The sequence below is a fragment of the Streptomyces sp. NPDC096105 genome (genome assembly GCF_044763335.1).
Lineage (GTDB): Bacteria > Actinomycetota > Actinomycetes > Streptomycetales > Streptomycetaceae > Streptomyces.
The window spans coordinates 208,662-235,585 of the sequence record NZ_JBIWGC010000007.1 but is presented as its reverse complement, the minus strand read 5'-3'; the positions used below and the strand labels follow the sequence as shown (position 1 = coordinate 235,585).

At 75.5% G+C, this 26,924-nt stretch carries 15 protein-coding genes and 1 pseudogene; 2 read left to right on the top strand and 14 right to left on the bottom strand.

The genetic code is table 11. From position 1 onward, the window contains the following. Positions 1-103: 103 nt before the first annotated feature. From ACIQ8B_RS14655 to ACIQ8B_RS14630, 6 genes are read right to left on the bottom strand one after another with little or no spacing between them, the layout of a single operon-like run. A complete protein-coding gene (locus ACIQ8B_RS14655) occupies positions 104-1,318 on the bottom strand; it encodes a beta-ketoacyl-[acyl-carrier-protein] synthase family protein (RefSeq protein WP_403546983.1) in 1,215 nt (404 codons plus the stop codon). Next, complete coding sequence (locus ACIQ8B_RS14650; RefSeq protein WP_403546982.1) at positions 1,315-1,575, bottom strand: acyl carrier protein; 261 nt, start codon at positions 1,573-1,575, stop codon at positions 1,315-1,317. Before ACIQ8B_RS14650 ends, ACIQ8B_RS14655 begins: the two co-directional genes overlap by 4 nt. Beyond that, positions 1,539-2,570 carry an NAD(P)-dependent oxidoreductase gene (locus tag ACIQ8B_RS14645; RefSeq protein WP_290007643.1) on the bottom strand — a complete coding sequence of 344 codons (1,032 nt, stop codon included), beginning with the start codon at positions 2,568-2,570 and terminating at the stop codon, positions 1,539-1,541. Before ACIQ8B_RS14645 ends, ACIQ8B_RS14650 begins: the two co-directional genes overlap by 37 nt. Then, positions 2,567-4,165 (bottom strand): AMP-binding protein, encoded by a 1,599-nt coding sequence (locus tag ACIQ8B_RS14640; RefSeq protein ID WP_403546979.1) that lies wholly within the window; start codon positions 4,163-4,165, stop codon positions 2,567-2,569. Before ACIQ8B_RS14640 ends, ACIQ8B_RS14645 begins: the two co-directional genes overlap by 4 nt. Next, positions 4,162-5,097, bottom strand: a complete 936-nt coding sequence (locus ACIQ8B_RS14635; protein ID WP_403546977.1) for an alpha/beta fold hydrolase — start codon at positions 5,095-5,097, stop codon at positions 4,162-4,164. Before ACIQ8B_RS14635 ends, ACIQ8B_RS14640 begins: the two co-directional genes overlap by 4 nt. Next, positions 5,091-6,113 carry a 3-oxoacyl-ACP synthase III family protein gene (locus tag ACIQ8B_RS14630; protein WP_403546975.1) on the bottom strand — a complete coding sequence of 341 codons (1,023 nt, stop codon included), beginning with the start codon at positions 6,111-6,113 and terminating at the stop codon, positions 5,091-5,093. The genes ACIQ8B_RS14635 and ACIQ8B_RS14630 overlap by 7 nt, the downstream gene beginning before the upstream one ends. A gap of 161 nt (positions 6,114-6,274) precedes the next feature. On the opposite strand from ACIQ8B_RS14630, the gene ACIQ8B_RS14625 reads away from it, so the two are divergent. Next, positions 6,275-13,729 carry an SDR family NAD(P)-dependent oxidoreductase gene (locus ACIQ8B_RS14625; protein WP_403547109.1) on the top strand — a complete coding sequence of 2,485 codons (7,455 nt, stop codon included), beginning with the start codon at positions 6,275-6,277 and terminating at the stop codon, positions 13,727-13,729. A gap of 3 nt (positions 13,730-13,732) precedes the next feature. On the opposite strand, the pseudogene ACIQ8B_RS14620 reads toward ACIQ8B_RS14625, so the two are convergent. Continuing rightward, a pseudogene (locus ACIQ8B_RS14620) lies at positions 13,733-14,092 on the bottom strand (NTP pyrophosphohydrolase); the annotation flags it as partial. 102 nt (positions 14,093-14,194) lie between these two features. On the opposite strand from ACIQ8B_RS14620, the gene ACIQ8B_RS14615 reads away from it, so the two are divergent. Continuing rightward, positions 14,195-15,214: a hypothetical protein gene (locus tag ACIQ8B_RS14615; protein ID WP_403546973.1), complete on the top strand. Its 1,020-nt coding sequence runs from the start codon at positions 14,195-14,197 to the stop codon at positions 15,212-15,214. A 432-nt stretch (positions 15,215-15,646) separates the two neighbouring features. Here the strand turns inward: ACIQ8B_RS14615 and ACIQ8B_RS14610 are convergent, their stop codons facing one another. The 7 genes from ACIQ8B_RS14610 to ACIQ8B_RS14580 all read right to left on the bottom strand — a co-directional run bounded on the left by ACIQ8B_RS14610 (position 15,647) and on the right by ACIQ8B_RS14580 (position 26,658). After that, a complete protein-coding gene (locus ACIQ8B_RS14610; protein ID WP_290007632.1) occupies positions 15,647-17,776 on the bottom strand; it encodes a 3-hydroxyacyl-CoA dehydrogenase NAD-binding domain-containing protein in 2,130 nt (709 codons plus the stop codon). After that, positions 17,773-18,990, bottom strand: a complete 1,218-nt coding sequence (locus tag ACIQ8B_RS14605; RefSeq protein ID WP_290007630.1) for an acetyl-CoA C-acyltransferase — start codon at positions 18,988-18,990, stop codon at positions 17,773-17,775. Before ACIQ8B_RS14605 ends, ACIQ8B_RS14610 begins: the two co-directional genes overlap by 4 nt. Positions 18,991-19,142: 152 nt before the next feature. Further along, the gene (locus ACIQ8B_RS14600) at positions 19,143-20,966 is read right to left on the bottom strand and encodes a hypothetical protein (RefSeq protein WP_403546971.1); all 1,824 of its coding nucleotides are present in this window, start codon (positions 20,964-20,966) and stop codon (positions 19,143-19,145) included. 298 nt (positions 20,967-21,264) lie between these two features. Then, positions 21,265-22,812: a TrkH family potassium uptake protein gene (locus tag ACIQ8B_RS14595; protein ID WP_403546969.1), complete on the bottom strand. Its 1,548-nt coding sequence runs from the start codon at positions 22,810-22,812 to the stop codon at positions 21,265-21,267. After that, positions 22,809-24,122 carry a Trk system potassium transporter TrkA gene (gene trkA, locus ACIQ8B_RS14590; RefSeq protein ID WP_403546967.1) on the bottom strand — a complete coding sequence of 438 codons (1,314 nt, stop codon included), beginning with the start codon at positions 24,120-24,122 and terminating at the stop codon, positions 22,809-22,811. Before trkA ends, ACIQ8B_RS14595 begins: the two co-directional genes overlap by 4 nt. 395 nt (positions 24,123-24,517) lie before the next feature. Further along, positions 24,518-25,798: a ribonuclease D gene (locus ACIQ8B_RS14585; protein ID WP_290007624.1), complete on the bottom strand. Its 1,281-nt coding sequence runs from the start codon at positions 25,796-25,798 to the stop codon at positions 24,518-24,520. A gap of 197 nt (positions 25,799-25,995) precedes the next feature. Next, entirely contained in the window at positions 25,996-26,658 is a 663-nt protein-coding gene (locus ACIQ8B_RS14580) for a LuxR C-terminal-related transcriptional regulator (protein WP_403546965.1), read from the bottom strand. Positions 26,659-26,924: the final 266 nt, after the last annotated feature.

The following is a 26,924-nucleotide window of genomic DNA, read 5'->3' as shown; positions in this document are numbered from 1 at the left end:
ACCCCCCCCCCCCTCGGTGTTTTTCTTCGGTGCGCGGGCCCAGGGGCCGGGGGGGCGCGGGCGCCCGCCCCTGGGGGGGGGCCCCCCGGGGCCCCCCGGCGTGTCAGGAGGCGAACGCCAGGACGACGTTGTGCCCGCCGAACCCGAACGAGTGGCTGACCGCCACCCGGACGTCCTGGCGGCGCGGCTCCTTGGTGACGCAGTCGATGCCGAAGGCCGCCGCGGGCGCCCGCAGGTTGCCGACCGGCGGCACCGTGCGGTGCTGGAGGGTCAGCACGGTCAGCGCCGCCTCGACGGCGCCCGCCGCCCCCAGGCCGTGCCCCAGCACGCCCTTCGGCGCGGTCACACTCGGGCGGTGCGGCAGCACCCGGGAGATCAGGGCCGCCTCGCCCGCGTCGTTGAGCGGCGTGGAGGTGCCGTGCGCGTTGACGTGGTCGACGTCGCCCGGCACCAGACCCGCGTCCGCGAGAGCGGCGCGCAGGGCGTCCTCCGCCCCCCGGCCGTCCGGGTCGGGCGCCGTCGGGTGGTACGCGTCCGAGGCGCTGCCGCAGCCCACGAGCCGGGCCCGCACGGACGCGCCGCGCGCCTCCGCGTCCCGGGTGCGCTCCAGGACGAGGACGCCCGCTCCCTCCGCGAGGACGAACCCGTCCCGGTCCTCGGCGAACGGCCGGGACGCGGCGGCCGGCGCGTCGGTGCGCCCGGACAGCGCGCCCATGCGCCAGAAACCGGCGGCGGCGAGCGGGGAGACGGCCGCCTCGGTGCCGCCCGCCACGGCGATGTCGCACCGCCCGGCGGCCAGCAGGTCGCGGGCCACGGCGACGGCGGTGGCGCCGGACGCGCACGCCGTGGCCGGAGCGAGGGCCGGCCCGCGCGCCCCGAGGTCGACGGAGACCTCCCCGGCCGCCATGTTCGGCAGGATCTGCGGGACGGTCAGCGCGGACACCAGATGGGCGTCCCCCCGCTCCAGACGTTTGCCCTGCTCCTCGCGCACCGCGTCCCCGCCGATGCCGCAGCCGATGACGACGGCGACCCGCCCGGCGTCCCACGCCACCGGGTCCAGGCCCGCGTCGTGGACCGCCTCCCGGGCGGCCAGCACCGCCAGCACGGCGTTGCGCGCCATGCGCCACGAGGCGCGCCCGACGCGCCGGTCCAGCTCCTCGCGGGACAGCGGGACGCGGCAGGAGAAGTCGACGGGCAGGCCCGCCAGCGCCGGGTCGCGGGACGCCGTGCCCACACCCCGGCACACCGCGTCCCAGGCGGCGCCGACGCCCTCCCCGGCCGGGGTGATCAGGCCCAGACCCGTGACGGCGACGGTCACGAGGGCCCCACCGGGCGGGCGCCCTCCGCCCGCAGCGCGTCGAGGTGCCGGGCGACCTCCTCCAGGGTGGCGGTGCGGGAGGCGGCCTCGGTGCTCACCCGCACGCCGAGGCGTTCGTGGAGGACGAGCACCAGCTCGGTCAGGGCGAGCGAGTCCAGGTCGAGCTGCGCCAACGTGCGCCCGGGCTCGATCTCGTCCTCGGGGACGCGGAAGCTGCTGGTCAGGACGGATCGCAGAACGTCGTAGGAGTCCGGCACGGTGATTCCTGGGTGAGTCGGGACGGGACGAGCTCCGCGACGCCCTCGTCGAACGAGACGGGCGGCACGAAGCCGAGGTCGCGGCGCGCCGCGGTGAGGTCGAAGTGGTGCGGGTGGCGCAGTTCCTCGACGAGGAACCGGCTCAGGGCGTGCGTACGGGTGCTGCCGGCCAGCCGCAGCAGGACGTCGGCCGCCGTCGCCGCACCGGCCGCCAGCGGGGGCGGCACGGCGCACCAGCGGGCGCGGATCCCGGCCGCCCGCAGGAGGTGCCCGGTGATCTCGCGCAGGGTCCGCGGATCGCCCTGGCCGATGAAGTAGGCCCGGCCGCCCGCCTCGGGCGACCGCCGCAGCCGGTCCAGGGCGAGCAGGTGGGCGTGGGCGGCGGTACGGACGTGGGTGGTGTCGACGAGGTTGCCGCCCTGCCCCGGCATCGGCAGCAGACCGGCCCGCGCGGCGCGCGCGAGGGCGGGCACGAAGTGCGGGTCGCCCGGCCCCCAGACGATGTGCGGGCGCAGCGCCACCGTCGCCAGGTCCGGTCCGTGCGCGGCGAGCACCAGCGCCTCCGCGCGCGCCTTGGTCGCCGGGTAGGGCGCCAGGTGCTGGAGGGCGTACGGCAGGCTCTCGTCGACGCCCACCAGGCCGCCGGGGCGGAAGACGACACTGGCGGTGGAGGTGAACACCAGCGTGCGCACGCCGTGGGCGCGGCACTGCGCGATCACGTGCCGGGTGCCGAGGACGTTGGTGGTCCAGTACGGCCGGGGCGGGCCGCTGACCCCGGCCAGGGCGGCGTTGTGGACGACGGCGTCCTGGCCGGCGACCGCGCGGGAGACCGCCCCGGCGTCGGCGAGGTCGCCCAGGTGCTGCCGGACGCCCAGGCGCTCCAGTGCGGTGCTGTGCCGCCGGTTCAGGGAGGCCACGGTGTCCCCCCGGCCGCACAGGCGGCGGCAGAGCTCCAGGCCGAGGAAGCCGCTCCCTCCGGTGACGAGGACCTTCACGACAGCCTCCCGCGCAGCCGCCGGGCGGCCCAGCCGGCCAGCCGGCCCCGGTCGGTCTTGGAGTTGTGCCGGGGGTCGGTGGGGAAGCCGGGATGCAGCAGGAAGGCGCCCACCCGGTGCCCGTCCGGGTGCCCCCGCACGACCTCCCGCACGGCCGCCAGAGCGCCGGCGCGGGCGACGGAGGGCAGCAGCTCCACGCAGAGCACGGGCAGTTCGCGGCGGGCCGTGCCGACACCGACCAGGGCGGTGCGCCGCACGCCCGGCGCGGTGTCCGCCGTCGCCTCCAGGTCCTCGGGGGCGAGCGTGAAGGCGGCGCCCGTGTCCGTGTCCACCCCGGTCACCAGATGCGCCCTGCGGCCGAGGAACCACAGCCGGCCCTCGTCGTCGATCCGGCCGAGGTCGCCCGTGCGGTGCAGCAGGCCCTCGCCGGTGACGCTCTTGGCGGCGGCGTCGGCGTCCGGGCGCCCGTGGTAGGCGGGGCTGACGGTGGGGCCGCCCACCGCGATCTCGCCGGCCCCGGTGGCGTCGGCGTCCAGGATCCGGGCCCGGACGCCCGGCAACGGGCGGCCCAGGCAGGTGCCGGCATGCCCGACGGGCGGGGCGGTGCGGGTGTCGCGCAGCTCGTGGTCGCCGATCGAGGAGACGGGCAGGCACTCCGTCGCGCCGTAGACGCTGAGGATCTCCGCGTCGTCCGGCACCACGGCGCGCAGCGCGTCGGCGAGGCCGACGCGCAGCGGCGCGCCGAAGGACAGCACCTGCCGCACCGACGGCAGCCGGACGCCGTGGCGGACGCAGTGCCGCGCGAGCAGGGTGAGCACGGCGGGCGACGCCAGGACGACGGTGGCGCGGTGTTCCAGGACCGGCCCCACCACCTCCCGCGGCCGGGTGCGGGCCGGGGCCAGGTGGTCGACCGCCGGTACGACGGTGACCGGCCCCAGCAGCGGACCGAGCAGGGCGATGGGCAGGAACCCGGCGAGGAGGACGTCGTCGGGCCGGGGGCCGATCAGTGCGGTCAGCGCGTCGAGCTGCCCGGCCACCGTGGAGAGCCGGTACTCGGCGCCCTTGGGCCGTCCCGTGGAGCCGGAGGTGAAGGCGATCAGGGCGGTGTCGTCGGCGTCGGGCTCGTACGGGTCCGGCGGGGTCACCGGGCCGGCGTCCGGCGCCGCGGTGACCAGCCGCCGCACGCCCGGGACCGGGACCGGGCCGGTGACCAGGGGGATGCGCACGTGCGGCCGGCCCCAGCGCAGGACGCGGCGCCCGAGATGGGCCAGGGCCTCGCCGACGAAGACGTCCGGGGCGACGTCCTCCAGGCAGCGGCCCACCTCGGCACGCGGCTCGATCAGCACCGGCACGGCGCCGAGCACGCCGAGGGCGTAGGTGACGGCCGTCAGGTCGTGGGCGTCGCGCGTCATCACGACGGCCTTGTGGCCGGGCCGCACCCCGGCCTCGCGCAGCGCGCGGGCGATCCGGTGGCAGCCGCGCAGCAGCTCGCCCCGGCCGACCTCGCGGGAGGCGCCCCCGCGGCACGTCACCAGCGCGAGGCCGTCGGGCCGGCCGGCCAGCCGGGCGGCGAGCCCGGAAACGGTCGTGGTCATCGTTCCCCCAGGAAGTCGCGGACGAGGTACGCCAGTTCGGGTGCCGCGTCCTCCATCACGTAGTGGCCGGCCTCCGGGAAGCGGTGGACGGCGGCCCGGGGGAAGCGCCGCTCCCACTCGCCCAGCAGGTCCGGGGTGAAGACGGGGTCGCGCATGCCCCAGCCGACGAGCAGCGGCAGCTCTGCCAGCCCCGGTCCGGAAGCGGGCGGTTCGAGGAGCCGCCAGACGGGGTCGGCCGGGTCCCGGGGGATGGCCCGCACGGCGTCGGTCACCGCCCCGCGTTCGGCGCGGCGGGCGTACGGCCTGAGGAGAGCGCGGCGCTCGGCCGGGGACAGCGGGCGGTGCACCCCGGCGCGCACGGCGGTCCGGGCGAAACCGTTGGTCAGGTGGACCAGGCCGGCGACCGGCCGGTGGTCGCGGATCCAGCGCAGGTAGAACGGCAGCCGGAACCCCTCGGGGAAGGGGAAGGCCACCGTGTTGCAGACGACGAGCCGGTCCACCACGCCCGGGTTGCGCAGCGCCCAGGCCGCGCCGAGCGGACCGCCCCAGTCGTGCAGCACGAACGTCCAGCCCCCCGCGGGCAGGCCGCGGTCGCGCACCAGGTGGCGGTGGAGGGCGTCCAGGCCCTCCAGCTGCGCCTCGTACGGGTCGGGCACGCCGCCCGCCGGGCGCAGGTGCCGGGACATCCCGAACCCCGGCAGGTCGGGCGCCAGACAGCGGGCGTGCGGGGCCAGCCGGTGCAGCAGCCCGCGCCAGACGTAGCTCCACGACGGGTTGCCGTGCAGGAACAGCACCGGCCGCCCGTCGCCGAGGTCGAGGTAGTGCTGTCCGGTCACCGGCACGCGCCGCCAGTGCCGGGGCGCCGGGTATCCCGGCATCAGCCGCTCCAGCGCGTCGGCCGCCGGGGCCCGCCCCGCCCGCACGGTCACCACCGGACCAGGGCCAGACCGAAGCTGAACCCGCTGGCCAGGCCGATCATCGCCACCAGGTCCCCGCGCTCGATCCGGTCGGCGCGCACCGCCTTCGTCAGCTGCAACGGCAGGGAGGCCGCAGCGCAGTTGCCGTGCTCGGCCACCGCGGGCATGCACCGGTCCTCCGGCAGCCCGAACATCTCGAGCGTCTCCCGGTACTGCGGCATCGCGATCTGGTGGAAGGCGACGAACGCGCAGGACGACACCGCGCCCAGCTCCTCCGCCGCCGTCCCGAGGATGCGCGGCAGCGCGTCCAGGGCGCCCTGCCGCAGGTCGCCGTTGAGCCGCAGCGTGGTGTGGTCGTCGTGCACCGACAGGTGGTGCATGCTGCCCCCGCCGGCCACCGTGCAGGCCTCCCAGGCAGCGGAGTTGCTGGCGAACCGCAGCGACAGCACACCGGAGTCGCCGTCGCCCGCCGGTCCCGCGGTGAGGATCATCGCCGCGCCCGCGTCGGAGGCGGTGTATCCCGGCAGGGCCCGCAGCAGGGTCTGCCGGTCGGGGGCGTGCCAGCGGGTCGCCAGGGTGGCGGGCTCGCCGCAGGCGATCAGCACCGTGCGGTAGCGGCCCGCCTCGATGAACGACGTCGCCACCTCCATCGCGTTGAGGACGCTGTTGCAGGCGTTCTTCACGTCGAACACCGGACAGATGGCGCCCAGTTTGGCCGCGACGAGGTGGGAGGTGGCGGGCTCGATCAGGTCCTGCGCGGTGGACGCGAACAGCAGCAGGTCGACGTCGCCGATCTTCAGCCCCGCCTCGTCGAGCGCCTGGCGGGCGGCGGTCACGGCGAGGTCGGAGGCGTTCTCGCCGTCCTCGTGCACATGGACGCCGCGCACCCCGGTGAGGTCCTCCAGCAGGCCGGGGGGCGGCGCGTAGCCGCCGGTCGCGGCGATCCGGGCACGGATCTCCTCCATGGTCCGGTAACGGGACGGCAGATGGGCGGTGACGGCCGCGATGCGGGCACGCAGGGCTTCGGGCACCGCGTCACCGTAGCGGCGACGACACCCCCCGCCAGGCCCGCGAGCCCTCAGGGCGGTCATCTTCACCCCAACGAGTGGGCCCCGCTGGCGTTTTCGAGCCGGAATGTTCTCTACTCCGCTCACAAAGCTGGCAACCGGCGTGAGAAGGCGGGAACTTGGCGATGCAGCAGTGCGAACGAGCCGTGGCGGTGGTGGGGATCGGCTGCCGGCTTCCGGGAGGCATCACCGATCTGGACGGGCTGTGGTCCGTGTTGCGCGAGGGGCGGGACATGGTCACCGAGATGCCCGCCGACCGCTTCCCCAGGGACCGGACGGTCGACCCGGGAGCGGTCCGTCCGGGCCGCAGCTACACCGCCGCCGGCGGCTTCCTGCCGGACGTGGCCTCCTTCGACGCCGCCTACTTCGGCATGTCGCCCGCCGAGGCCCGGCACGTCGACCCGCAGCAGCGGCTCCTGCTGGAGATGGCCGCCGAGGCCCTCGACGACGCCGGCGTCCCCGCCGAGTCGCTGGCCGGGTCGGACACCAGCGTGTACGTCGGCGTCTCCGACCCGGCGTACGGCGTCGGCCTGTCGATGACGCAGGACCACACCAGCCCGCACACCATGCCCGGCGCCACCCTGTCCATCACCGCCAACCGCCTGTCGTACGCCTTCGACCTGCGCGGCCCCAGCATGGCCGTCGACACCGCCTGCTCCTCCGCCCTGGTCGCCCTGGACCGCGCCTGCCGCACCCTGCACGAGGGCACAGGACGCGTCGCCCTCGCCGCCGGCGTCAACGTCCTGGTCAATCCCTACTCGTTCGCCGGATTCTCGTACGCCGGCATGCTGTCCCGGCGCGGGCGGTGCGCGGCCTTCTCCGCCGACGCCGACGGCTTCGTCCGCGCCGAGGGCGGCGCCGTCCTCGTCCTCAAGCGCCTCGCCGACGCGGTCGCGGACGGCGACCGGATCCACGCCGTGCTCGCCGCCACCGGCAACAACACCGACGGCCGCAGCACCGGCATGATCGTGCCCAGCGCCGAGACGCAGGAGGCGCTGCTGCACGCGGTGTACGCGCGGGCCGGCGTCGGCCCCGACGACCTGCTGTACGTCGAGGCGCACGGCACCGGCACCCAGGCCGGCGACCCCGCGGAGGCCGAGGCCATCGGCCGCGCCCTCGGCCGGCGGCGCGGCCGCGGCCCGCTGCCGATCGGCTCGGTGAAGTCCAACCTCGGCCACCTGGAACCCGCCTCCGGCATGGCGGGCCTGCTCAAGGCGATCCTGGTGCTGCGCCACCGGCTCGTCCCGAAGTCCCTGCACGCCCTTCCGCTCAACCCCCGCATCGACTTCGACGGCCTGAACCTCGCCCCCGCCGTCGAGCCCGTCCCCGTACCGGACGACGAGCGGGCCGCCGTCGGCGTGAGCGCCTTCGGCTTCGGCGGGGCCAACGCCCACGCCGTCGTCGTCCCGCCGCCCGCCGCGCCGGAACCGGAGCCCGACGGGCCCGGACGCCCCCTGCCGCTGATGGTGTCCGCGCGCTCCGGCGCGGCGCTCAAGGAACTGGCCGGCCGCATGGCCGAGCGGCTGCGGGCCGCGGACCCGGGGGAGTTCCACGACCTGGCCCGCACCAGCACCGTACGGCGCACCGCCCACCCGCACCGCGCCGCCGTCCTGGCCGCCGACCCGGCGGACGCCGCCCGGCAGCTCGACCTCCTGGCGGCCGCGGAACCCGCCCGCGGTGCCGTCGCCCGCGTGAGCGAGCGGGAAGGCACCGCGTTCGTCTACTCCGGCAACGCCTCCCAGTGGCCCGGCATGGGCGCCGACCTGCTCGACGCCGAACCGGTCTTCCGCCGGGCCGTCGAGGAGGCCGACGCGGCCCTCGCCCGGCACCTGGGCCGCTCCGTCGCCAAGGAACTGGCCCACCCCTCACCCCGTGCCTGGCAGCGCACGGAGATTGCCCAGCCCGCCCTGTTCGCCCTGCAGGTGGGGCTCACCGCGCTGCTCGCCTCGCACGGGGTGCGGCCCGGCGCCGTGGCCGGGCACAGCGTCGGCGAGGTCGCCGCCGCCCACGCCGCCGGCATCCTCACCCTGGACCAGGCCGCCCTGGTGATCGCCGAACGCAGCCGCACCCAGGGCACCACCGCCGGCCGGGGCCGCATGGCCGCCGTCGGCCTGCCCGAGGAGCGGGCCCGCGAGGAACTGGCCCGTCACGACGGCTCCTTGGAGATCGCGGGCGTCAACAGCGACCGGGACGTGACCGTGGCCGGGGACGCCGACGCGCTCGCCGCCTGGGGCACGGACCTCACCGCCCGCGGCGTGTTCTTCCGCGACCTCGGCCTCGACTACGCCTTCCACAGCCGGGCCATGGACCCCATCCGCGAGCCGCTGCTCACCGCGCTGGACGGACTCGCCCCCGCCCCCGCCCGCATCCCGTTCGTCTCCACCGTCACCGGCACCCTCCTGGACGGGCCCGAACTGGACGCCGGCTACTGGTGGCGCAACGTGCGCGAACCGGTCAGGTTCGCCGAGGCCGCCGCCCGCCTCACCGACGGCCACGCCGGCACCCTCGTGGAGATCGGCCCGCACCCGGTGCTCCGCCCCTACCTGCGCCGCACCGGCGCCACCTGCGTGCCCACCCTGCACCGCGACGGTGACGGCCGGCGCGAGACGGCCGCCGCGGTCTGTGCCGTCCTCGCCGCCGTGCCCGGCGCGGACCTGCGCGCGCACTTCCCCCGCCAGGGCCGCGTCGCCGACCTGCCCGCCTACCCCTGGCAGCGGCAGCGGTACTGGCACGGCACCCCGCAGGGCCTGATCAGCGGCACCAGCGGCAACGGCCTGCTCGACCACCCCCTCGTCGGCGAACGGATGCCCGCCCCGCACCCGGTGTGGCACGGCACCGTCGAACCGCAGCTGGTGCCCTGGCTCGGCGACCACAGGATCGGCGACGACGTCCTCATGCCGGCCGCCGCCTACGTCGACATGGCGCTCAGCGCGGGCCGGCTGGCCCTGGACCGGCCCGTCGAGGTGCGGCACCTGGAGATCGGCCGGCCGCTGTCCGTGCCGTGGCCCGACCCGACCCCGGTCGCCCTCCAGACCGCCGTCACCCCCGACGACGGCGCGCTCACCGTCAGCGTCCGCGAGGAACACCACGGGGAGTGCCGGCCCGTCGTCCGCGCCCAGGTCCGCACCCTGCTCGGCGCCGCACCGGGCCCGCTCGACGCCGACGCGGTGCGCGCCCGCTGCGAACGCACCCTGGACGGCCCCGAGTTCTACCGCGCCTGCCACGCCATCGGCCTGAACTGCGGCCCCGCCTTCCAGCTCATCGAGCGCATCGACGCCGGCGACGGCGAGGTCCTCGTCTCCTACCGGCTGCGGCACGACGCCGCCGCCCACACCGCCCACCCGGTCCTGCTCGACGCCCCGCTCCAGGCCACCGTCGCCCTCGCCGGACCGACCGCGGAGTCCGCCGGGTTCCTGCCCACCGTGTTCGGCGCCGTCCGCGTCTGGCGCACCCCCTCGCCCACCGGGATCGTGCACCTGCGCCGGCGCTCCCGCAGCGCCAACGAGATGTGCTGGGACATCACCTACGCCGACCCCGACGGCACGGTCACCGCCGAGATCGACGGCTGCCGCACCCGCCGCGGCCACCTGACCGGCGACACCCCACTCACCGTCCAGCGCACCGTGCTCCGCGCCGCCCCGCACCCGGGCACCCCGGCGGACCCCGGCCCGCTGCCCGCCCCCGCCGAACTGGCCCGCGCCGCCGCCCCCCGCCTCACCGCCGCACGGGCCGCCCTGGACGACACCGGCCACCACCGCTTCGTCGCCGCCGCCGGACGCGCCGGCGCCCACTGCTGGGCCGCCGCCCTGCGCGGCCTGCTCACCGACCCCGGCGCCCCCTTCACCGTCGCCGACCTGGTGGCGGGCGGCATGCAGCCCCGGCACCGGCGGGCGGCCCGCCTCATGCTGCCGCTGCTGGCCGCGCACGGCCTCGCCTGGCAGGACGGCGACCACTGGCGGCTGACCGGCGCCGGTGAGACGCCCGAGACCGTGTTGCGGGCGCTGGTGGAGGACCACCCCGGCCACGGCGCCGAGACCCTCCTGCTCAACCGGCAGCTGTGCCGCCTGCCCGAGGTGGTGCGGGGCGTCACCGACGCGGCCGACCTCCTGCCGCCCGGCGACAGCACCCTCGACCAGCTCCACGAGACCGGCCCCGCCCACCGCTACACCCACCGGGCCGTACAGGCGGTGCTCGGCGCCCTCGTCGAACGCTGGCCCGCGGACCGGCCGTTGCGCGTCCTGGAGATCGGCGCCACCACCGGCGCCCTGACCGCCGCGGCCCTGCCCGTGCTCCCCGCCGACCGCACGCGGTACGTCTGCACGGCTCCCGACGGCAGCGGCTTCGCCCGCGCCGAACACCGTTTCGCCCGCTACGACTTCACCCGGTACCGCACCCTGGACCCGGACAGCGACCTCCTCGCCCAGGGTCTGTCGCGCGGCGGCTTCGACCTCGTCCTCGCGGGCGACGCCCTGCACACCACCACCGACGTCGCCGCGACCCTGCGCCGGCTGCGCACCGTGCTCGCCCCCGGCGGCCACCTGCTGGCAGCCGAACCCCACGATGCCGTGCTGCAGGCGCTGCGGTCCGGCATGCTGAACGACTTCTGGGAGCGCGACGACCGCGCGCTGCGCCCCGCCTGCCGCGTCCTGCCCCGCGACCGGTGGGCGCCGCTGCTGGAGGAGTGCGGCTTCACCGGCGTCGTCCAGCACGGCCCGGAGGACCGCAGCCTGCTCCTCGCCGCCGCGCCTCGGGAGCGGGAGGCCGCTGCACCGGGCGGTGACGACGCGTCCGAGGCCGCCGTCGAGGCGTCCCGGACGGTGAGGGACGCGGCGCAGGCCGCCACCGAGCCGCCCCGTACGCCCGCGGGCGCCGCTCCCTGGGTGATCGCCGTCGAGGACGGCACCGAGACGGCGACCGCGCGGGAACTGGCCGCCCTGCTCGACGGGGCCGCCGTCGTCACCGCACCCGACGACCCCGCCGCCTGGCGCGGAACGCTCCCCGCCGGCACCGGCCCGCGCGTCGTCCTGCTGCTCGCGGAGCCCGGCCCGGACGACACCGTCCCGCGGACCGTCCGCCGCGCCGCCCTGCTGCGCTCCCTGGCCGCCGCCTGCGCGTCCGCCGAGGGCCGCACGCAGCCCCAGGTGTGGCTGGTCACGCGGCCCACCGGCCTGTTCCCGGCCCCCGAGCAGCCGGCCCACCCGGGCGACGCGGCCGTCTGGGCGGCCTGCCGCACCCTCGCCAACGAGCGGCCCGACCTGAGCCTGCGGCGCCTGTCCTGCCACCGCACCGGCGACCCCGCCGCCGACGCCCGGCGCCTCGCCGGGGAACTCCTCGCCGCCGGCGACGACGACCCGGGCGCCCGCGAGGACGAGGTCGTGCTGACCGGGGGAGGACGGTTCGTCCCCCGGCAGACGCAGCACCCGGCGGGCGAGGCCCCGGCCGTCCCGGCCGGCACGCCGTACGTCCTGGAGGTCCGCGACCCCGGCCTGCACCGGCGGCTGGTCTGGCGCGAGACGGAGCTGCCGGTGCCGGGACCGGGTGAGGTGACCGTCGAGCTGCGGGCCGTGGCCCTGAACTACCGCGACCCCATGCGCGCCAACGGCCTGCTGCCGCCCGAGGCGGTGGAGGGCAGCCCCCTCGCGAGGGGGCTCGGCACCGACGGTGCGGGCATCGTGCACGCCGTCGGACCCGGCGTGCGCGGACTGCGGCCCGGCGACCGGGTCACCGGCCTCATGCCGGCCGCCCTCGCCTCCCACACGACGACCCCCGCGGCCGCCGTCGTCCGCATCCCCGACGCGATGAGCTTCGCGGAGGCGGCCACCTTCCCCGTCGCCTTCCTGACCGTCCACCACACCCTGGTCCACCAGGCCCGCCTCACGGAAGGCGAGACCGTCCTCGTGCACGGCGGCGCCGGGGCGGTCGGCCTCGCCGTCCTCCAGTGTGCCCGCCGGCAGGGCGCCCGTGTCATCGCCACCGCGGGCACGGAGACCAAGCGGGACCTGCTGCGCACGCTCGGCGCCGACCACGTCCTCGACTCCCGCAGCCTGGACTTCGTCCCGCGGGTGCGCGAACTCACCGGCGGGCGGGGCGTGGACGTCGTGGTGAACTCCCTCAGCGGCGAGGCCATCGCCCGCGGCCTCGACCTGCTCCGCCCCAACGGCCGCTTCATCGAGCTCGGCAAGCGGGACATCTTCCGCAACAACCCGCTCACACTGCGCCCGTTCGACCGCAGCCTCACCTTCATCGGCTTCAACCTCGACGCCGTCATCGGCTCCCCGGCCCTGCGCTCCCGGCTCCTGGAGGACTTCGGCGCCCTGGTCGACGCCGGCGCCTACCGCCCGCTGCCCCACACGGCCCACCCCGCCGCCCGGGTCGACGAGGCGTTCCACCTCCTCCAGCACTCCCGGCACACCGGGAAGGTCGTGGTCACCTTCGACCCGCTCGACGAACCCGTCCCGGTGGAGCCCGCGCCCGGCGCCCCCCGCCTCGACGGCGACGGCACCTACCTGGTCACCGGCGGCACGAGCGGCTTCGGCGCCGCCACCGCCCGCCGGCTCGCCGACCTGGGCGCCCGGCACCTGGCCCTCGTCTCCCGCCGGGGCCCCGAAGCGCCCGAGGCGTCCGCCCTGCTCCGGGACCTCACCGAACGGGGCGTACGGACCACCGTCCACGCAGCCGACGTCACCGACGAGGCCGCGCTGCGCCGGATCGTCGACGCGGTGGACGCCGGCGGGCACCCCCTGCGCGGTGTCGTGCACGCGGCCATGCACATGGACGACGCGGCGCTCGCCGACCTCACCGACGAGCGGTTCGCCGCCGTGATGGCGCCCAAGGCGGGTGGCGCGGCCCTCCTCGATCGCCTCACCGCGGGCCGCGACCTGGACCTGTTCCTCGCCCACTCGTCCGTGTCCGCCGCCATCGGCAATCCGGGGCAGGCCGCCTACGCGGCGGCCAACGCGTACCTGGAGGCGCTCGCCCGGGCCCGCCGCGCCGCCGGCCGGCCGGGCACGGCCCTGGCCTGGGGGCCGATCGGCGGCACCGGGTACGTCGCGCGCACCGGGATGGAGTCCGCGATGACCGGACGCGGCCTCGAACTCCTCGCCCCCGGCGAGGCCCTGGACGCGGCCGGACGCCTGCTGGCCGCCGGGACCGACGTCGCGGGGGTGGGCCGCTACCGCTGGGGAGCCGCACGCCACCTGCTGCCCGCGCTGGCCACCCCCCGGTTCGCCCGGCTGGCCCCGGCCACCGGCGTGGCCTCCCCGGACGCCCGCGACGAGCTGCTGCGCACCCTGGCAGGGCTGTCCGCCGAAGAGGCCGTGGAGAAGATCACCGAGACGCTCACCCAGCTCCTCGCGACGGTCCTCCAGACCGACCCGTCGGGCCTGGACGCGGCGCACAACGTCACCGACTACGGCCTGGACTCACTGCTCGGCATGCAGTTCCTGGTCCAGGCGAGGGACCTGTTCGACGTCCGCCTCGCCCCGGCCGACCTGGCCACCGGCCGCACCCTCGGGCACTTCGCCCGCCTGGTGCACCAGCGCCTCGGCCTCGGGGCCGGCGAGGAGCGGCCGGGGGAGTAGCCGGGAGCGCGGCCCGGTGACGTCGGCGCCCAGCGCCGTCACCCGGCGGCGCAGCTCACGGTCGGCGGTGACGACGAGGACCGGACGCCCGCCCGCCGCCGCCACGAGGTCCACCATCCGGTCGTCCCCGCTGCCGGGAGCCTGGTCGACCCGCACGCCGGGCACGGACTCCACGCCCCGGGCGGCGCCCTCCACCACGAGGACGATCTCCACCGGGTCCGGGAGGCCGGGCAGCCCGTCGGCCGCCAGCCGGTCCCGCAGCCGCTCCGCCGCCCCCCGGCGGTCCCGCCACCACCCGTCGGGCACCGACCCGACGACGTTCGCGGCGTCGACGATCACGAGCAGGGAACCGGCCTCTTCCATACGGTCAGGGTCCCACGCAAGCCCGGGCGATCCCCCGCGGGGGAGGCCGTACGGCGGGATCCCCGCGTCCGCGGCGCGGACCGCGGTGCGTAAGGTGAACAGGTGAACGGCGACTGGCTTCTCCGCGGCCGCGACGGCCGCCTCACCGTCTATCTGCAATCGGACGACGCCGTCCTGTGCCGCGCGGAACTCGCCCCCGGCGGCTCCTGGGAGCCCTTCCGCCGGGCCGGCGGCGACCTGGGGCTCCGGCAGGGACCCGCGGCCGTGGGACAGGGCGCCGACGGGTACGCCCACCTGGCCGCCTGGCGGCCGGCCGGGCCGGGGGAGTCCCGCCTGGTGCACTCCACCCACTTCCGCCCGCTGCTCGCCCCGCTCGACTGGTCCCCGGTCGGCCACCCCAACGGCAGGGGCGACCGCACGGGCACGCCCGCCGTGGCCGTCGACGACCGCAGGCGCGCGTACGTCTTCGTGCGCAACGCGGGCGGCGGGGTCAGCCTCCTGGTGCAGAAGGAGCGGGGCGGCTGGTACCCGTGGCGGGACCTCAGGGGGTCCGGCGTCCAGGAGCAACTCGCCGCCGCCAGCCGGGAGTCCGGAATGGTCGAGGTGTACGCGGCCACGCCCGACCGGATCCTGCACTGGCGTCAGGAGGAGCCCGGCAGGACGCCCACGCGGGACGAGACGGCCGAGGCGGCCGCCCGCCCCGGCACCCTGCGCGCGCTGCGCACGTCCGCCGAGCGGACCACCCTCTTCTTCACCGACCAGGACGGCGAGTTGTGCGCCTGGCGCCCCGGCGGCAAGCCGGTGCCGCTGCTCCGGGCGGCGGGCCCCGGCCCGGCCGCGGCCGTGCGCTGCGAGATCGACGGGCACGACTGCACGGTGCTCGCCCAGCGCTCGGCGAGCGGCCGGGTGGCGTTCGCCGCGTACCCCACGGAGCAGGAGCAGGCGGGCGCCTGGTGGACCGAGTCCGGCCCGCCCCTCCCGTCCGGCGCGCTGGTCGGCCTGGCCGTCGACGCCCTCGGCGCCCTCGTCGCCGCCACCCTCGACCCGGCCACCGCCACCCTCCGCGTCACCCGGCGCAAGGAGGAGGCGGGGCTGGCGCTGGAGGGGTGGCGGGAGGTCTGAGCGGGCCGGGCGGCGGGCACTTCCTGTCTCCGGGACCGTCGGCCCCGGCGTCTCCGGGGTCATGGTGCTGGAGGGCGGCGGTCCGATCGCCGAGGCGCCGGTGCGGGCCGGCGGCACGTGGAGCGTGCGCCACCCGCACGACTGGAAGCCCGGCCGGTACGAGGCGGAGTTCGTCCCGGTGTTCAGCGCCCTCCGCTCCCGGCCGGCCCGGCCGACCCTGCGGATCCACGGCCTTCCGGACGACAGCGGGGTCAGGACCTCCGTCACCTCGCGCGAACCGTGCGGCGAGAAGCGCGAGCACCTGCCGTTCGCCGGGACGTGGGGAACGGCCGGACGTCCGGCACCGCGCGCCGGGCGTGCGGGGCGCCGTGACGGGGAAGGCCCCGACACCTCGCGGGTGTCGGGGCCTTCCGTCGATGACCGGTACGGCCGTCACGCCGGAACCGACGCCACCCCCGGCTCCAGGAACCGCTTGCCGTTCACCCGCTCGGAGACGCCCTCGCGGTCCAGGTACGGCGTGATGCCGCCCAGGTGGAAGGGCCAGCCGGCGCCGGTGATCAGGCACAGGTCGATGTCCTGGGCCTCGGCGACGACGCCCTCGTCGAGCATCAGGCCGATCTCCTGGGCCACCGCGTCCAGCACCCGCTCGCGGACCTGCTCCTCGGTGAGGACGGTGTCGCCCTGCTGCAGCAGCGCGGCGACCTCCGGGTCCAGCTCCGGCTTGCCGGAGTCGTAGACGTAGAAGCCGCGCTTGCCGGCCCCGACGACCGCCTTCAGGTTCGGGGAGACCGTGAAGCGGTCCGGGAACGCCTGGTGCAGCGTCTCGGAGACGTGCAGGCCGATGGCCGGGCCGACCAGCTCCAGCAGGACCAGCGGGGACATCGGCAGGCCGAGCGGCTCCACCGCCTTCTCCGCGATCTCGACGGGCGTGCCCTCGTCGATGACGTTCTGGATCTCGCCCATGAAGCGGGTCAGGATGCGGTTCACGACGAACGCCGGGGCGTCCTTCACCAGCACCGCGGTCTTCCGCAGCTTCTTGGCGACGCCGAACGCCGTGGCCAGCGCCGCGTCGTCGGTCTTCTCCCCGCGGACGATCTCCAGCAGCGGCAGGACCGCGACCGGGTTGAAGAAGTGGAAGCCGACGACCCGCTCGGGGTGCTGCAGCTTCGACGCCATCTCGGTCACCGAGAGGGAGGAGGTGTTGGTCGCGAGGATCGCGTGCGCCGGGGCGACCGCCTCGACCTCCGCGAACACCTGCTGCTTGACGCCCATCTCCTCGAAGACCGCCTCGATGACGAAGTCGGCGTCCGCGAAGCCCTCGGCCTTGTCCAGCACACCGGTGACCAGCGCCTTGAGGCGGTTGGCCTTGTCCTGGTTGATCCGGCCCTTGCCGAGCAGCTTGTCGATCTCGGCGTGCACGTAGCCGACGCCCTTGTCGATGCGCTCCTGGTCGATGTCGGTCAGCACGACCGGCACCTCGAGGCGGCGCAGGAACAGCAGCGCGAGCTGGGAGGCCATCAGACCGGCGCCGACGACGCCGACCTTGGTGACCGGGCGCGCCAGGTTCTTGTCCGGGGCGCCCGCGGGACGCTTGCCGCGCTTCTGCACCAGGTTGAACGCGTAGATGCCGGCGCGCAGTTCACCGCCCATGATCAGGTCGGCGAGCGCCTGGTCCTCGGCGTCGTAGCCCTTCTGCAGGTCGCCGTCCTTGGCGGCGGCGATGATGTCCAGGGCCCGGTAGGCGGCCGGGGCCGCGCCGTGCACCTTGGAATCGGCGACGAAGCGGCCCTTGGCGACGGCCTGGTCCCAGGCCTCGCCGCGGTCGATCGCCGGGCGCTCGACCGCGATCTCGCCCTTGAGGACGGACGCGGTCCAGATCAGCGACTGCTCCAGGAAGTCCGCGCCCTCGAACAGCGCGTCCGCGATGCCGAGTTCGTAGACCTGCTTGCCCTTGAGCTGCTTGTTCTGGTTGAGGCTGTTCTCGATGATGACCGAGACGGCCCTCTCCGCGCCGATCAGGTTCGGCAGCAGGGTGCAGCCGCCCCAGCCGGGCACCAGGCCGAGGAAGACCTCGGGCAGGGAGAACGCGGGCAGCGCCGCGGACACCGTGCGGTAGGTGCAGTGCAGACCGATCTCCACGCCACCGCCCATGGCGGCGCCGTTGTAGTACGCGAAGGTCGGCACGGCCAGCTTCGACAGCCGCTTGAAGACGTCGTGGCCGCCCTTGCCGATGGCCAGCGCGTCCTCGTGGCGCTTCAGCAGCTCGACGCCCTTGAGGTCGGCGCCGACCGCGAAGACGAACGGCTTGCCGGTGACGCCGACGCCGACGATCTCGCCGTCCGCGGCCTCCTTCTCGACCTGGTCGATCGCGGCGTCCAGGTTCGCCAGCGACTGCGGGCCGAGCGTGGTCGGCTTGGTGTGGTCGTGACCGTTGTCCAGCGTGATCAGCGCGAACCGGCCCGCGCCCAGCGGCAGGTCGAAGTGGCGTACGTGCGCGCTGGTGACGACCTCGCCGGGGAACAGCTCGGCCGCACCCTTCAGAAGCTCTGCGGTGGTGCTCACTTGTCCCCCTCGAAGTGCGGGTTCTCCCAGATGACCGTCGCGCCCATGCCGAAGCCGACGCACATGGTGGTCAGGCCGTAGCGGACGTGCGGCTGCTCCTCGAACTGGCGGGCCAGCTGCGTCATCAGGCGGACGCCGGAGGAGGCCAGCGGGTGGCCGAACGCGATGGCGCCGCCGTACTGGTTGACGCGCTCGTCGTCGTCGGCGATGCCGTAGTGGTCCAGGAACGCGAGGACCTGGACGGCGAAGGCCTCGTTGATCTCGAACAGGCCGATGTCGGAGATGGACAGGCCCGCCTGGGCGAGCGCCTTCTCCGTGGCCGGGATCGGGCCGTAGCCCATGACCTCGGGCTCCACGCCGGCGAAGGCGTAGGCGACCAGGCGCATCTTGACCGGCAGGCCGTTCTCGCGGGCGAAGTCCTCGGAGGCGATGACGGAGGCGGTGGCGCCGTCGTTCAGACCGGCCGCGTTGCCGGCGGTGACCCGGCCGTGGACGCGGAACGGCGTCTTGAGGGTCGCCAGGTTCTCCAGCGTGGTGCCCGGACGCATCGGCTCGTCGGCGGTGACCAGGCCCCAGCCGGTCTCGCCGCCCTCGGGGCTGGTGCGGCGCACCGAGACCGGCACCAGGTCAGCCTGGATCTTGCCGTTGGCGTACGCCTTGGCGGCCTTCTCCTGGGAGCGGACCGCGTACTCGTCGGCGCGGAGCTTGGTGATCTGCGGGTACCGGTCGTGCAGGTTCTCCGCGGTCATGCCCATGAACAGGGCGGACTCGTCGACCAGCTTCTCGGAGACGAACCGCGGGTTGGGGTCCACGCCCTCGCCCATCGGGTGGCGGCCCATGTGCTCGACACCGCCCGCGATGGCGACGTCGTACGCGCCGAAGGCGACGGAGCCGGCCACCGTGGTGACGGCGGTCAGCGCGCCGGCGCACATGCGGTCGATGGAGTAGCCCGGCACCGACTGCGGCAGGCCGGCGAGGATGCCCGCCGTGCGGCCGATGGTCAGACCCTGGTCGCCGATCTGCGTGGTCGCGGCGATGGCGACCTCGTCGATCTTCTTCGGGTCGAGGCCCGGGTTGCGGCGCAGCAGCTCCCGGATCGCCTTGACGACCAGGTCGTCGGCGCGGGTCTCGTGGTAGATGCCCTTCGGGCCCGCCTTGCCGAACGGGGTACGGACGCCGTCGACGAAGACGACGTCCCTGACGGTACGAGGCACGATGGCTCTCCTCCAGGTACGGGATGCTGAGCGCTTGCTTACGCCCCATGCTACTTGCGGGTAACGTAACTGCCCACCCCCGCGGGCCGGAGCGGCGAACATCACACGACCGGCCCCCGCGGAGGGGGCCGGTCCAGCGTCCCGCGCCGGCCCTACGACCGCCGGAGCCGCGTGCGCAGGCCCCGGCGCAGCCGCGTCCCGGTGCTGACCCGCTCGTTGCGGCCGGAGGCCCGGCGGGCCACCGAGGCGGCCCGGTCCTCGCGCACCTCCAGCTCACCGGCCTGGTGCGCGAACAGCCCGCCGCCGGTGCTCATGGCGACCTCCGCCGTGTACGTCCCGGGCGGGACGTCGGAGAGGTCGACGCCCTCCTTGTCCAGCGAGGTGAAGAACCCGAACGCGTACGAACCGAAGTCGCCCGGCGCCAGGTGCGGGCGCACCTGCTCCTCCCGCCTGACCGCCTTCAGGGCGACGGTGTGCGTGGAGTCCGCGCCGCGCAGCGTGAGGTAGTACGTCGAGTGGGTCGCGCGGTCGGCGTTGCGCCCGGGGAGGAAGAAGACGCCGTACACCCGGAGCCTCGGGCCCTCCATCGCGAACCGCTTGAGCGCGAACACGGACCCGCCGGGGCCGGCCGCGGTGAGGTCGCGCTTGATCACCCGGACGCTCTTCGCGTCACCCCGCAGGACCACCTCGTGCCCCCGGGAGGCGGCGCGGCGGTCGATCGCCCGGTACGCGACCAGCGGCACCCTGCGGTCGATGTCCTCGCTCTCGCTGGTCACTCGCGCGAACACGTCGTACACACCGTCGGGCAGCGCGTCGAACAGCTCACGCGCCTCGCAGGTGAAGCCGCCGTCCTTGTAGGACGCGAAGTGCGTGTCGAAGTACTTCAGGTACAGCTGGTCCACCGGCACGGTCTTCGCGTCCGCCACCCACGCCTGCTCGTCCCGCACCAGCACGAGCTGCTTGGTCTCCCGCGCCCCGGCCTCCTCGCCCTGCTCCGCGGAGACACCGGGCAGGAAGGCGTGCCCGGACAGCGTGGCCCGCTCGGGAGTGAGCTGCGCGGCGGTCAGCACGCCCGCCGCGGTGTCCCGTGCCCGCAGGTCCGCCAGGTGCTCGGTCGCGGTGGGCTCGTCCACCTCGTTGGAGCCGACCTGCACCTCCCCGAACCGCGGCACCGTCCCCTCGGTCAGCGCGTAGATGACGCTGAGGATCACCGAGAGGCCCTGCCGCGTCACCTCCGCGTGCTTCACCAGGGCGGGGGATTCCACCATGAAGAAGTTGAAGTTGGAGTACTTCCGCAGGGCCGGGAGGAAATGGACGACGTGTTCCTCGTACTGGTAGTCCTTCGTCGAGGAGAACAGGTAGATGTTGCGGTCCAGGTCGGTGGTCTCGGCCAGCAGTTCCGGGAGCACCGAGTCGAGCCGGTCCACGTTCTCCTGCGGCTGGCCCTCGCCGAGGACCCACTCGCCGAGCACGCCGTGCCCCTGGGAGTAGCTGCCGATGAAGTACTGCGGCGTGGAGGCGACGATGTTCCGGTAGCCGTACTTCAGGGCGTAGTAGATGGCGGCGCTTCCGCCCTTCGAGGAACCGGCCAGCACCACCGTCTCGCGGGAGAGTCCCAGCTTTTCCCGGTAATGGGTGATCAGTTCCTCGACGGCCTCCGAAACGGAGAAGTCCATCGCCCGTGCCACGTAGTACGACGGGCCTCCGTCGAACCGGTCGCGGATTCTCAGCACGTTGCACTGGACGCCCGAAAGGGCGGCGCCGAATCCGTACTTCGAGCCCACGGAGGAAAACACCACGAGCAGGTTGCCGTGGTCGCCCGCAGCGGGCGTGAATTCGTACTCGATCTCCCAGTTGCCGTATTTCTCCACACGTATCTCGGGCGTGCGGATCGTCGCTGTCCTGTAGTTCTCGGACGTGTGGGGGAGCGTGTCCGAATGCTGCGGGTTGACCGGGCGGACCTGGGTGGGTTCCATGAAATGGTGCCCCTTGTTCCTGTCAGAGATTTTCCGTTCGGAGTTCGGGCCGCTCCGCAGGAAACTCCTCCGACGTGGTCTACGGGCGTTTTCGCAGGAAGAGCAGCCGGGACGAGGCTAACCCATCCCCCCGCCGCGGAGCGAGAGGCGGCCCTGTGCCTCGTCCCGCGTATTCCCGGGCACCCGCGACGCATGCGGACGGCACGCCGGAACCCGGGTCAAGTGCCCCGCGCCACAGGGGACTTCCCCGCCTGTCCGGCACCGCCCGCCGGCCGGGCCGCGGGGGCGCCGTGCGTGCTCACGCGCGCCAGTAGCCGCGGCCGAGCAGCACCGCCAGCGGCACGATCTCGATACGGCCGAGCAGCATCAGCGCGCCCAGGATCGCCTTCGACGCCTGCCCCAGCGGCGCGTACGAGCCGGACGGGCCCAGCTCCCCGAAGGCCGGGCCGACGTTGCCGAGGCAGGCCGCGGCGGCTCCCAGCGCGGTGAACACACCGCCGCCGCCCGTCTCCGCCCCGGCGTCCAGGGTCAGGCCGAACGTCCCCAGCGCCAGGGTGAGGACGTAGAGGAGCGCGAACAGCAGCACCGAGCGGAGCGCCTGCGTGCCGACCACCCGGCCGCTCACCCGCACCGGCAGGACCGCGTCCGGGTGCACGGCCTGCTCCAGCTCGCGCCGGGTGAAGCGGAAGAGCACGAGATGGCGGACGACCTTGACCGAACCGCTCGCCGACCCGGCACACGCCCCGACGAACATCAGCCCCAGCAGGGTGAGCGTGGCGACCGTGCCCCACTCCGCCCAGTCGGCCGTGGCGAAGCCGGTGGTGGTCATCACCGACACCGCCTGGAACGCCCCGTGCCGGAGGCCGTCGGGTCCGCCCGCCGCACCGGAGGCCCACAGCTCGGCCGCCACGACGCAGGAACTGACGACGAGCAGGACGGCGTACAGCCGCAGTTCCTCGTCACGCGCGGCGGCCCGCACCTGGCGCAGCGCGGCGAGACGGTACAGCCGCAGCAGGTTCACCCCCGCCACCGCCATCAGCCCGCACAGCACCCACTGCGTCACCGGCGCGAGACCGCGCGCCGAGTCGTCGTGCGGGGCGAACCCGCCGAGGGACACGGCGGACGTCGCGTAGGAGAACGCGTCGAAGAGGCCCATCCGCCGGTCGAGCCCGGACCACCCCAGGGCGGCCAGCACCAGCACGCCGGCCGCCGTCACCGCCAGGTACACCTTCCACAGCCGCCGGGCCGTGCCCCGCACGGTCGCGCCGAGCGTCTCCATCTCCACGGGCCCCGGCAGCTCGGACCGCAGCAGCTCACGGCCGCCGATGCGCAGCCGCGGCAGCACCGCGAGCGCCAGCACGATGATGCCTGCGCCGCCCAGCCAGTGGGTGAACTGGCGCCAGAACAGCATGTCCGGCCCGAGCGCGTCCAGGTCGCCGACGACGGTCGCCCCCGTCGCGGTGAACCCCGACATCGCCTCGAACCAGGCGTCGACCGGGCGGTCGAGCTGGGGGACACGGCCGAGCAGGAACGGCACCGCGCCGAACGCGGGCGCGAGCAGCCACACGGCGACGACGACGAGGAACCCCTCCCGCACGCCCAGCGGGGGCCGCGGCCCCGTCAGCCGCTTCAGCGCCAGGCCGGTCAGCGCCACGGCGAACCCGGGGACCAGGAACGGCCACGGGGGTTCGCCGGCCGCGAGCGCCACGGCCGCCGGCGGCACGAACGCGAGCGCGAACCAGGCGAGGAGGGCGCCGACGACGCCCAGCGCCGTCCGCACGTCGACGCCGGTCCGCCCGCGCGCGAACCACCGGCGACGGTGCGGCAGCGGACGCGGCGGCCTCACAGGTCGTGCTCGATCGCGGGGACGCGGTCGGGCTCGGTGAGGACGACGACCCGGTCCCCGGGCCGCAGTTCGTCCCCGTCGCCGGGGAAGGACACCGTGCCGTCCCGCACGATCGCGCCCACGGCCGCGCCGGGCACGGCGCCGACCGGACGGTGCGCGAACCGGCTGCCGGGCCGGACGGTGACGTCCAGCACCTCGAAACGGTCGTCGCCCAGCATCGCCATCTGGCGGGTGCGCTCCCCGAACGTGAAGCGGGCCATCTTCTCGGCGGTCTCGTCGCCCGGGTCGATCGTCACGTCGACGCCGGCCGCCTTGAAGACCTCGGCGGCGGCGGGGTCGTCGAGAACCGTCAGGGCCAGCCGCACCCCGTGCAGTTTCACCAGCACCGCCGCGTGCAGATTGCGCGAGTCGTCCTTCGCCGCCAGCACCGCCGCCCCCGCCGTGCCGATGCGCTCGCGGTGCAGGAACGCCGGGTCCAGGCCCCTCGTGCGGAACACCCGCGCCCGGTCCAGCGTGGCGGCGGCCTCGCGGGCGCGGGCCGCGTCCGGTTCGACGATCCGCACCGTGACGCCCCGGTCGAGCAGCACCCGCGCCACAGCGGTGCCCATGCGCCCCGCGCCGTAGATCACCACGTCGTCGACGGGGTCGGCGCCGGTGACCACCCGGCTCCAGGCGCGGGCCGCCATGGGGGACGCCATCGCGATGATCCAGTCGTCCTCCCGTACGACCTCGTCCGCGCCCGGCACGGTCCAGTCCCCGTCGCGTACGAGGGCGACCACCCGGGACGCGGCGGGCAGTCCCGCGTCCCGCAGCGGACGTCCGACGAGCCGCGCGGCCGCCGTCCCGCGGGCGTCGACGCCGATGACGACCACCTCGCCGTGGGCGAAGAAGTCCACGTGCCGGGCGCCCGGCACGTGCAGGACGCGTTCGACGGCGTTCGCCGTCTCGAACGCCGTCGAGACGAGGAGGTCCACGTCCAGGTCACCCGCCCGCCACGCCTGGAGGTAGTCCGTCCCGGTGGCCCGTACGACCGTCCGCGCCGACGACAGCCGGCGGGCGAGCATGGCGGTGACCAGGTTGACCTCGTCCCGCGAGGTGCACGCCATCACCAGGTCGGCGTCGGCGACGCCGCCCTCCAGCAGCGTCTCGCGCCGGGTGCCGCTGCCGTGCACGGTCCGTACGTCGTAGGCGTGCGACACGGCCTCCAGCCGCGCCCGGTCGACGTCGATCACCGTGCACTCGTGCGCCTCGGCGAGCGACTTGACCACGGTCCCGCCCACCTGCCCGGCCCCCACCACGACAACCCGCATGCAGGCATCGTGGCACGGGGGCCGGGGTACCGCCCGGCACCGACGCCGGGCGACACGGGCACGCGAGCGGCCTCGCGGACGGCGGTCCGCGAGGCGGCCCCGCGCGCCCGCCGACCGTGGCGGGCGGTCCGGCCGGAGGCCGACGAGGCCTGCCGGGAGGGGCTCTCGGCGTCCTCGCCCGACTGCGGGGCGCGGGCCCCGCCCGTGCGGGGGCGTCCCGGTGGCGGGAGGCGGGGTGGTGTGTGCGAGGGGCGGGCGTCTCCCGGCCGGAGGCGTCAGGGGGGCGGGCCGGCAGGGCGTCGGGTGATGCGCCCCCGCCGACGGGCGACACGGCCCGCCGACCGGAGACCCTGTCGACGGGCCCGCGGCCCGGCCGCGTCCCTCCGGGGCGGTGGTCAGGCCGTGAGCGCCGCCACCAGCACCGGCGTCACCTGCTCCACCTGCCAGGCGCGGGCGCCGTGGGCGGTCAGGGTCGCGGCGACCGTCTCGGCCGTGGCCGGGGACGGCGGCTCCCAGCAGACCCTGCGGACCGTGTCCGGCGCGATCAGGTTCTCCGCGGGCATGTTCAGACGCTCCGCGAGGGCGGTCACGCCCGCTCGCGCGGCGGACAGCCGGGCCGCGGCCGCCGGGTCCTTGTCGGCCCAGGCGCGCGGCGGCGGGGGACCGGTCACCGGCTGGCCGGGCTGGGGCAGCCGGTCCTCGCTCAGCGCCTTCGCCCGGTCGACCGCCGCCTGCCACTGTTCGAGCTGGCGGCGGCCCACCCGCTGCCCGAAGCCGTTCAGCGCGGCCAGCGCGTGCGGGCTGGACGGCATGGCGAGGGCGGCCTCGACGATCGCCGCGTCGGACAGCACCTTGCCGGGGGACACGTCACGGCGGCGGGCGATCCGGTCCCGGGTCTGCCACAGCTCCCGTACGACGGCCATCTGCCGCCGGCGGCGGACCTTGTGCATACCGGAGGTGCGCCGCCACGGGTCCTTGCGCGGCTCGGGCGGCGGCGCCGAGGCGATCGCGTCGAACTCCTGCCGGGCCCAGTCCAGTTTGCCCTGCCGGTCCAGCTCCTTCTCCAGCGCGTCCCGCAGGTCGACCAGCAGCTCGACGTCGAGCGCGGCGTAGCGCAGCCAGGGCTCGGGCAGCGGGCGGGTGGACCAGTCGACGGCGGAGTGGCCCTTCTCCAGTTGGAAGCCGAGCACGTTCTCGACCATCGCGCCGAGCCCGACCCGCGGGAACCCGGCCAGCCGGCCGGCCAGCTCGGTGTCGAAGAGCCGCGTCGGCACCATGCCTATCTCGCGCAGGCAGGGCAGGTCCTGGGTGGCGGCGTGCAGCACCCACTCCACGCCGGACAGCGTCTCGCCGAGGGCGGACAGGTCGGGGCAGGCGACCGGGTCGATCAGCGCGGTGCCGGCGCCTTCGCGCCGGAGCTGGACGAGGTAGGCCCGCTGTCCGTACCGGTAGCCCGAGGCGCGCTCGGCGTCCACGGCGACGGGCCCGCGGCCCGCGGCGAACGCGGCGACCACCTCGGCGAGGGCGGCCTCGTCGGCGACCACGGCCGGGACGCCCTCGCGGGGCTCCAGCAGGGGGATCGGCGCCTGTGCAGCAGAGGATCCGCCGTCGTCCGGAGGGGCGCCTCCGGTGGTGCGCAGTGAACTGTCTGCTGCGGTGTCGTGGGCGTCGGTCACCTGTCAAGAGTATCCGTACGGGCCGGTCCCCGGTCCGTCCCTCCGCCCGGTGACCCCGCCGACCAGCGAGAACAGGCCGCCGCACGACCCTGGCGGCGCCACGCGCGGCGGCGCCCGCCGACGCGGGGGCGTCGGCGGGCGCGGGAAGGGGCGTCGGGGCGGGATGCCGGAAGGCGCGGACTGTTCGGAGGGCGGGGTCAGTGGATGATGCCGGTGCGCAGGGCCACCGCCACCATCCCGGCGCGGTCGCCCGTGCCGAGCTTGCGGGCGATGCGGGCGAGGTGGCTCTTCACGGTGAGGGCGGACAGGCCCATGGAGACGCCGATCGCCTTGTTCGACTGACCCTCCGCGACCAGCCGCAGCACCTCGACCTCACGGCCGGACAGCTCGCGGTAGCCACCCGGGTGGCTCGGGGCACCCGGGGGACGGCGGTGGAGGCGGGCGGCGGCCGTGCCGATGGGAGCGGCGCCGGGTCGGGTGGGGAGCCCGAGGTTGGTGCGCGTGCCGGTGACGACGTAGCCCTTCACCCCGCCCGCCAGCGCGTTGCGCACGGCGCCGATGTCGTCGGCGGCCGAGAGGGCGAGGCCGTTGGGCCAGCCCGCGGCGCGGGTCTCGGAGAGGAGGGTGAGGCCGGAACCGTCCGGCAGATGGACTTCGGCGACGCAGATGTCGCGGGGGTTGCCGATGCGGGGACGAGCCTCCGCGACGGACGAGGCCTCGATCACATCGCGCACACCGAGCGCCCACAGATGGCGGGTGACGGTGTTACGGACGCGCGGGTCGGCCACGACCACCATGGCGGTCGGCTTGTTCGGGCGGTAGGCGACCAGGCTTGAGGGCTGCTCGAGGAGAACGGACACCAGGCCTCCTGGGTGCGGGACGGGGGCGGCTCGTGGGAGTGAAGCCGGGACGAACCGTGCTTTCAAGGTCACAGTCGTCTTCGGCAGCAAACCTGATGTCCTTTAGGAAATGATCACGATCCGGTGAGTGACAATCCGGGCAATTCGGACGCGCGATCGATCATTCGAAGATCGAACGGTTTCGGTCTGCGTCGCAACGCTTCCGAATGTGGCCGTATCGACAAAGAGACGGTGGGTGAGGCGTCCGGTGGGCATCCGGGAGGCGT

What these genes read in the sequence shown, in the direction of transcription:
- ACIQ8B_RS14600 (WP_403546971.1), bottom strand. Translation starts at nt 20,966, where the DNA reads ATGGAACCCACCCAGGTCCGCCCGGTCAACCCGCAGCATTCGGACACG.
- trkA (WP_403546967.1), bottom strand. Translation starts at nt 24,122, where the DNA reads ATGCGGGTTGTCGTGGTGGGGGCCGGGCAGGTGGGCGGGACCGTGGTC.
- ACIQ8B_RS14625 (WP_403547109.1), top strand. Translation starts at nt 6,275, where the DNA reads ATGCAGCAGTGCGAACGAGCCGTGGCGGTGGTGGGGATCGGCTGCCGG.
- ACIQ8B_RS14640 (WP_403546979.1), bottom strand. Translation starts at nt 4,165, where the DNA reads ATGACCACGACCGTTTCCGGGCTCGCCGCCCGGCTGGCCGGCCGGCCC.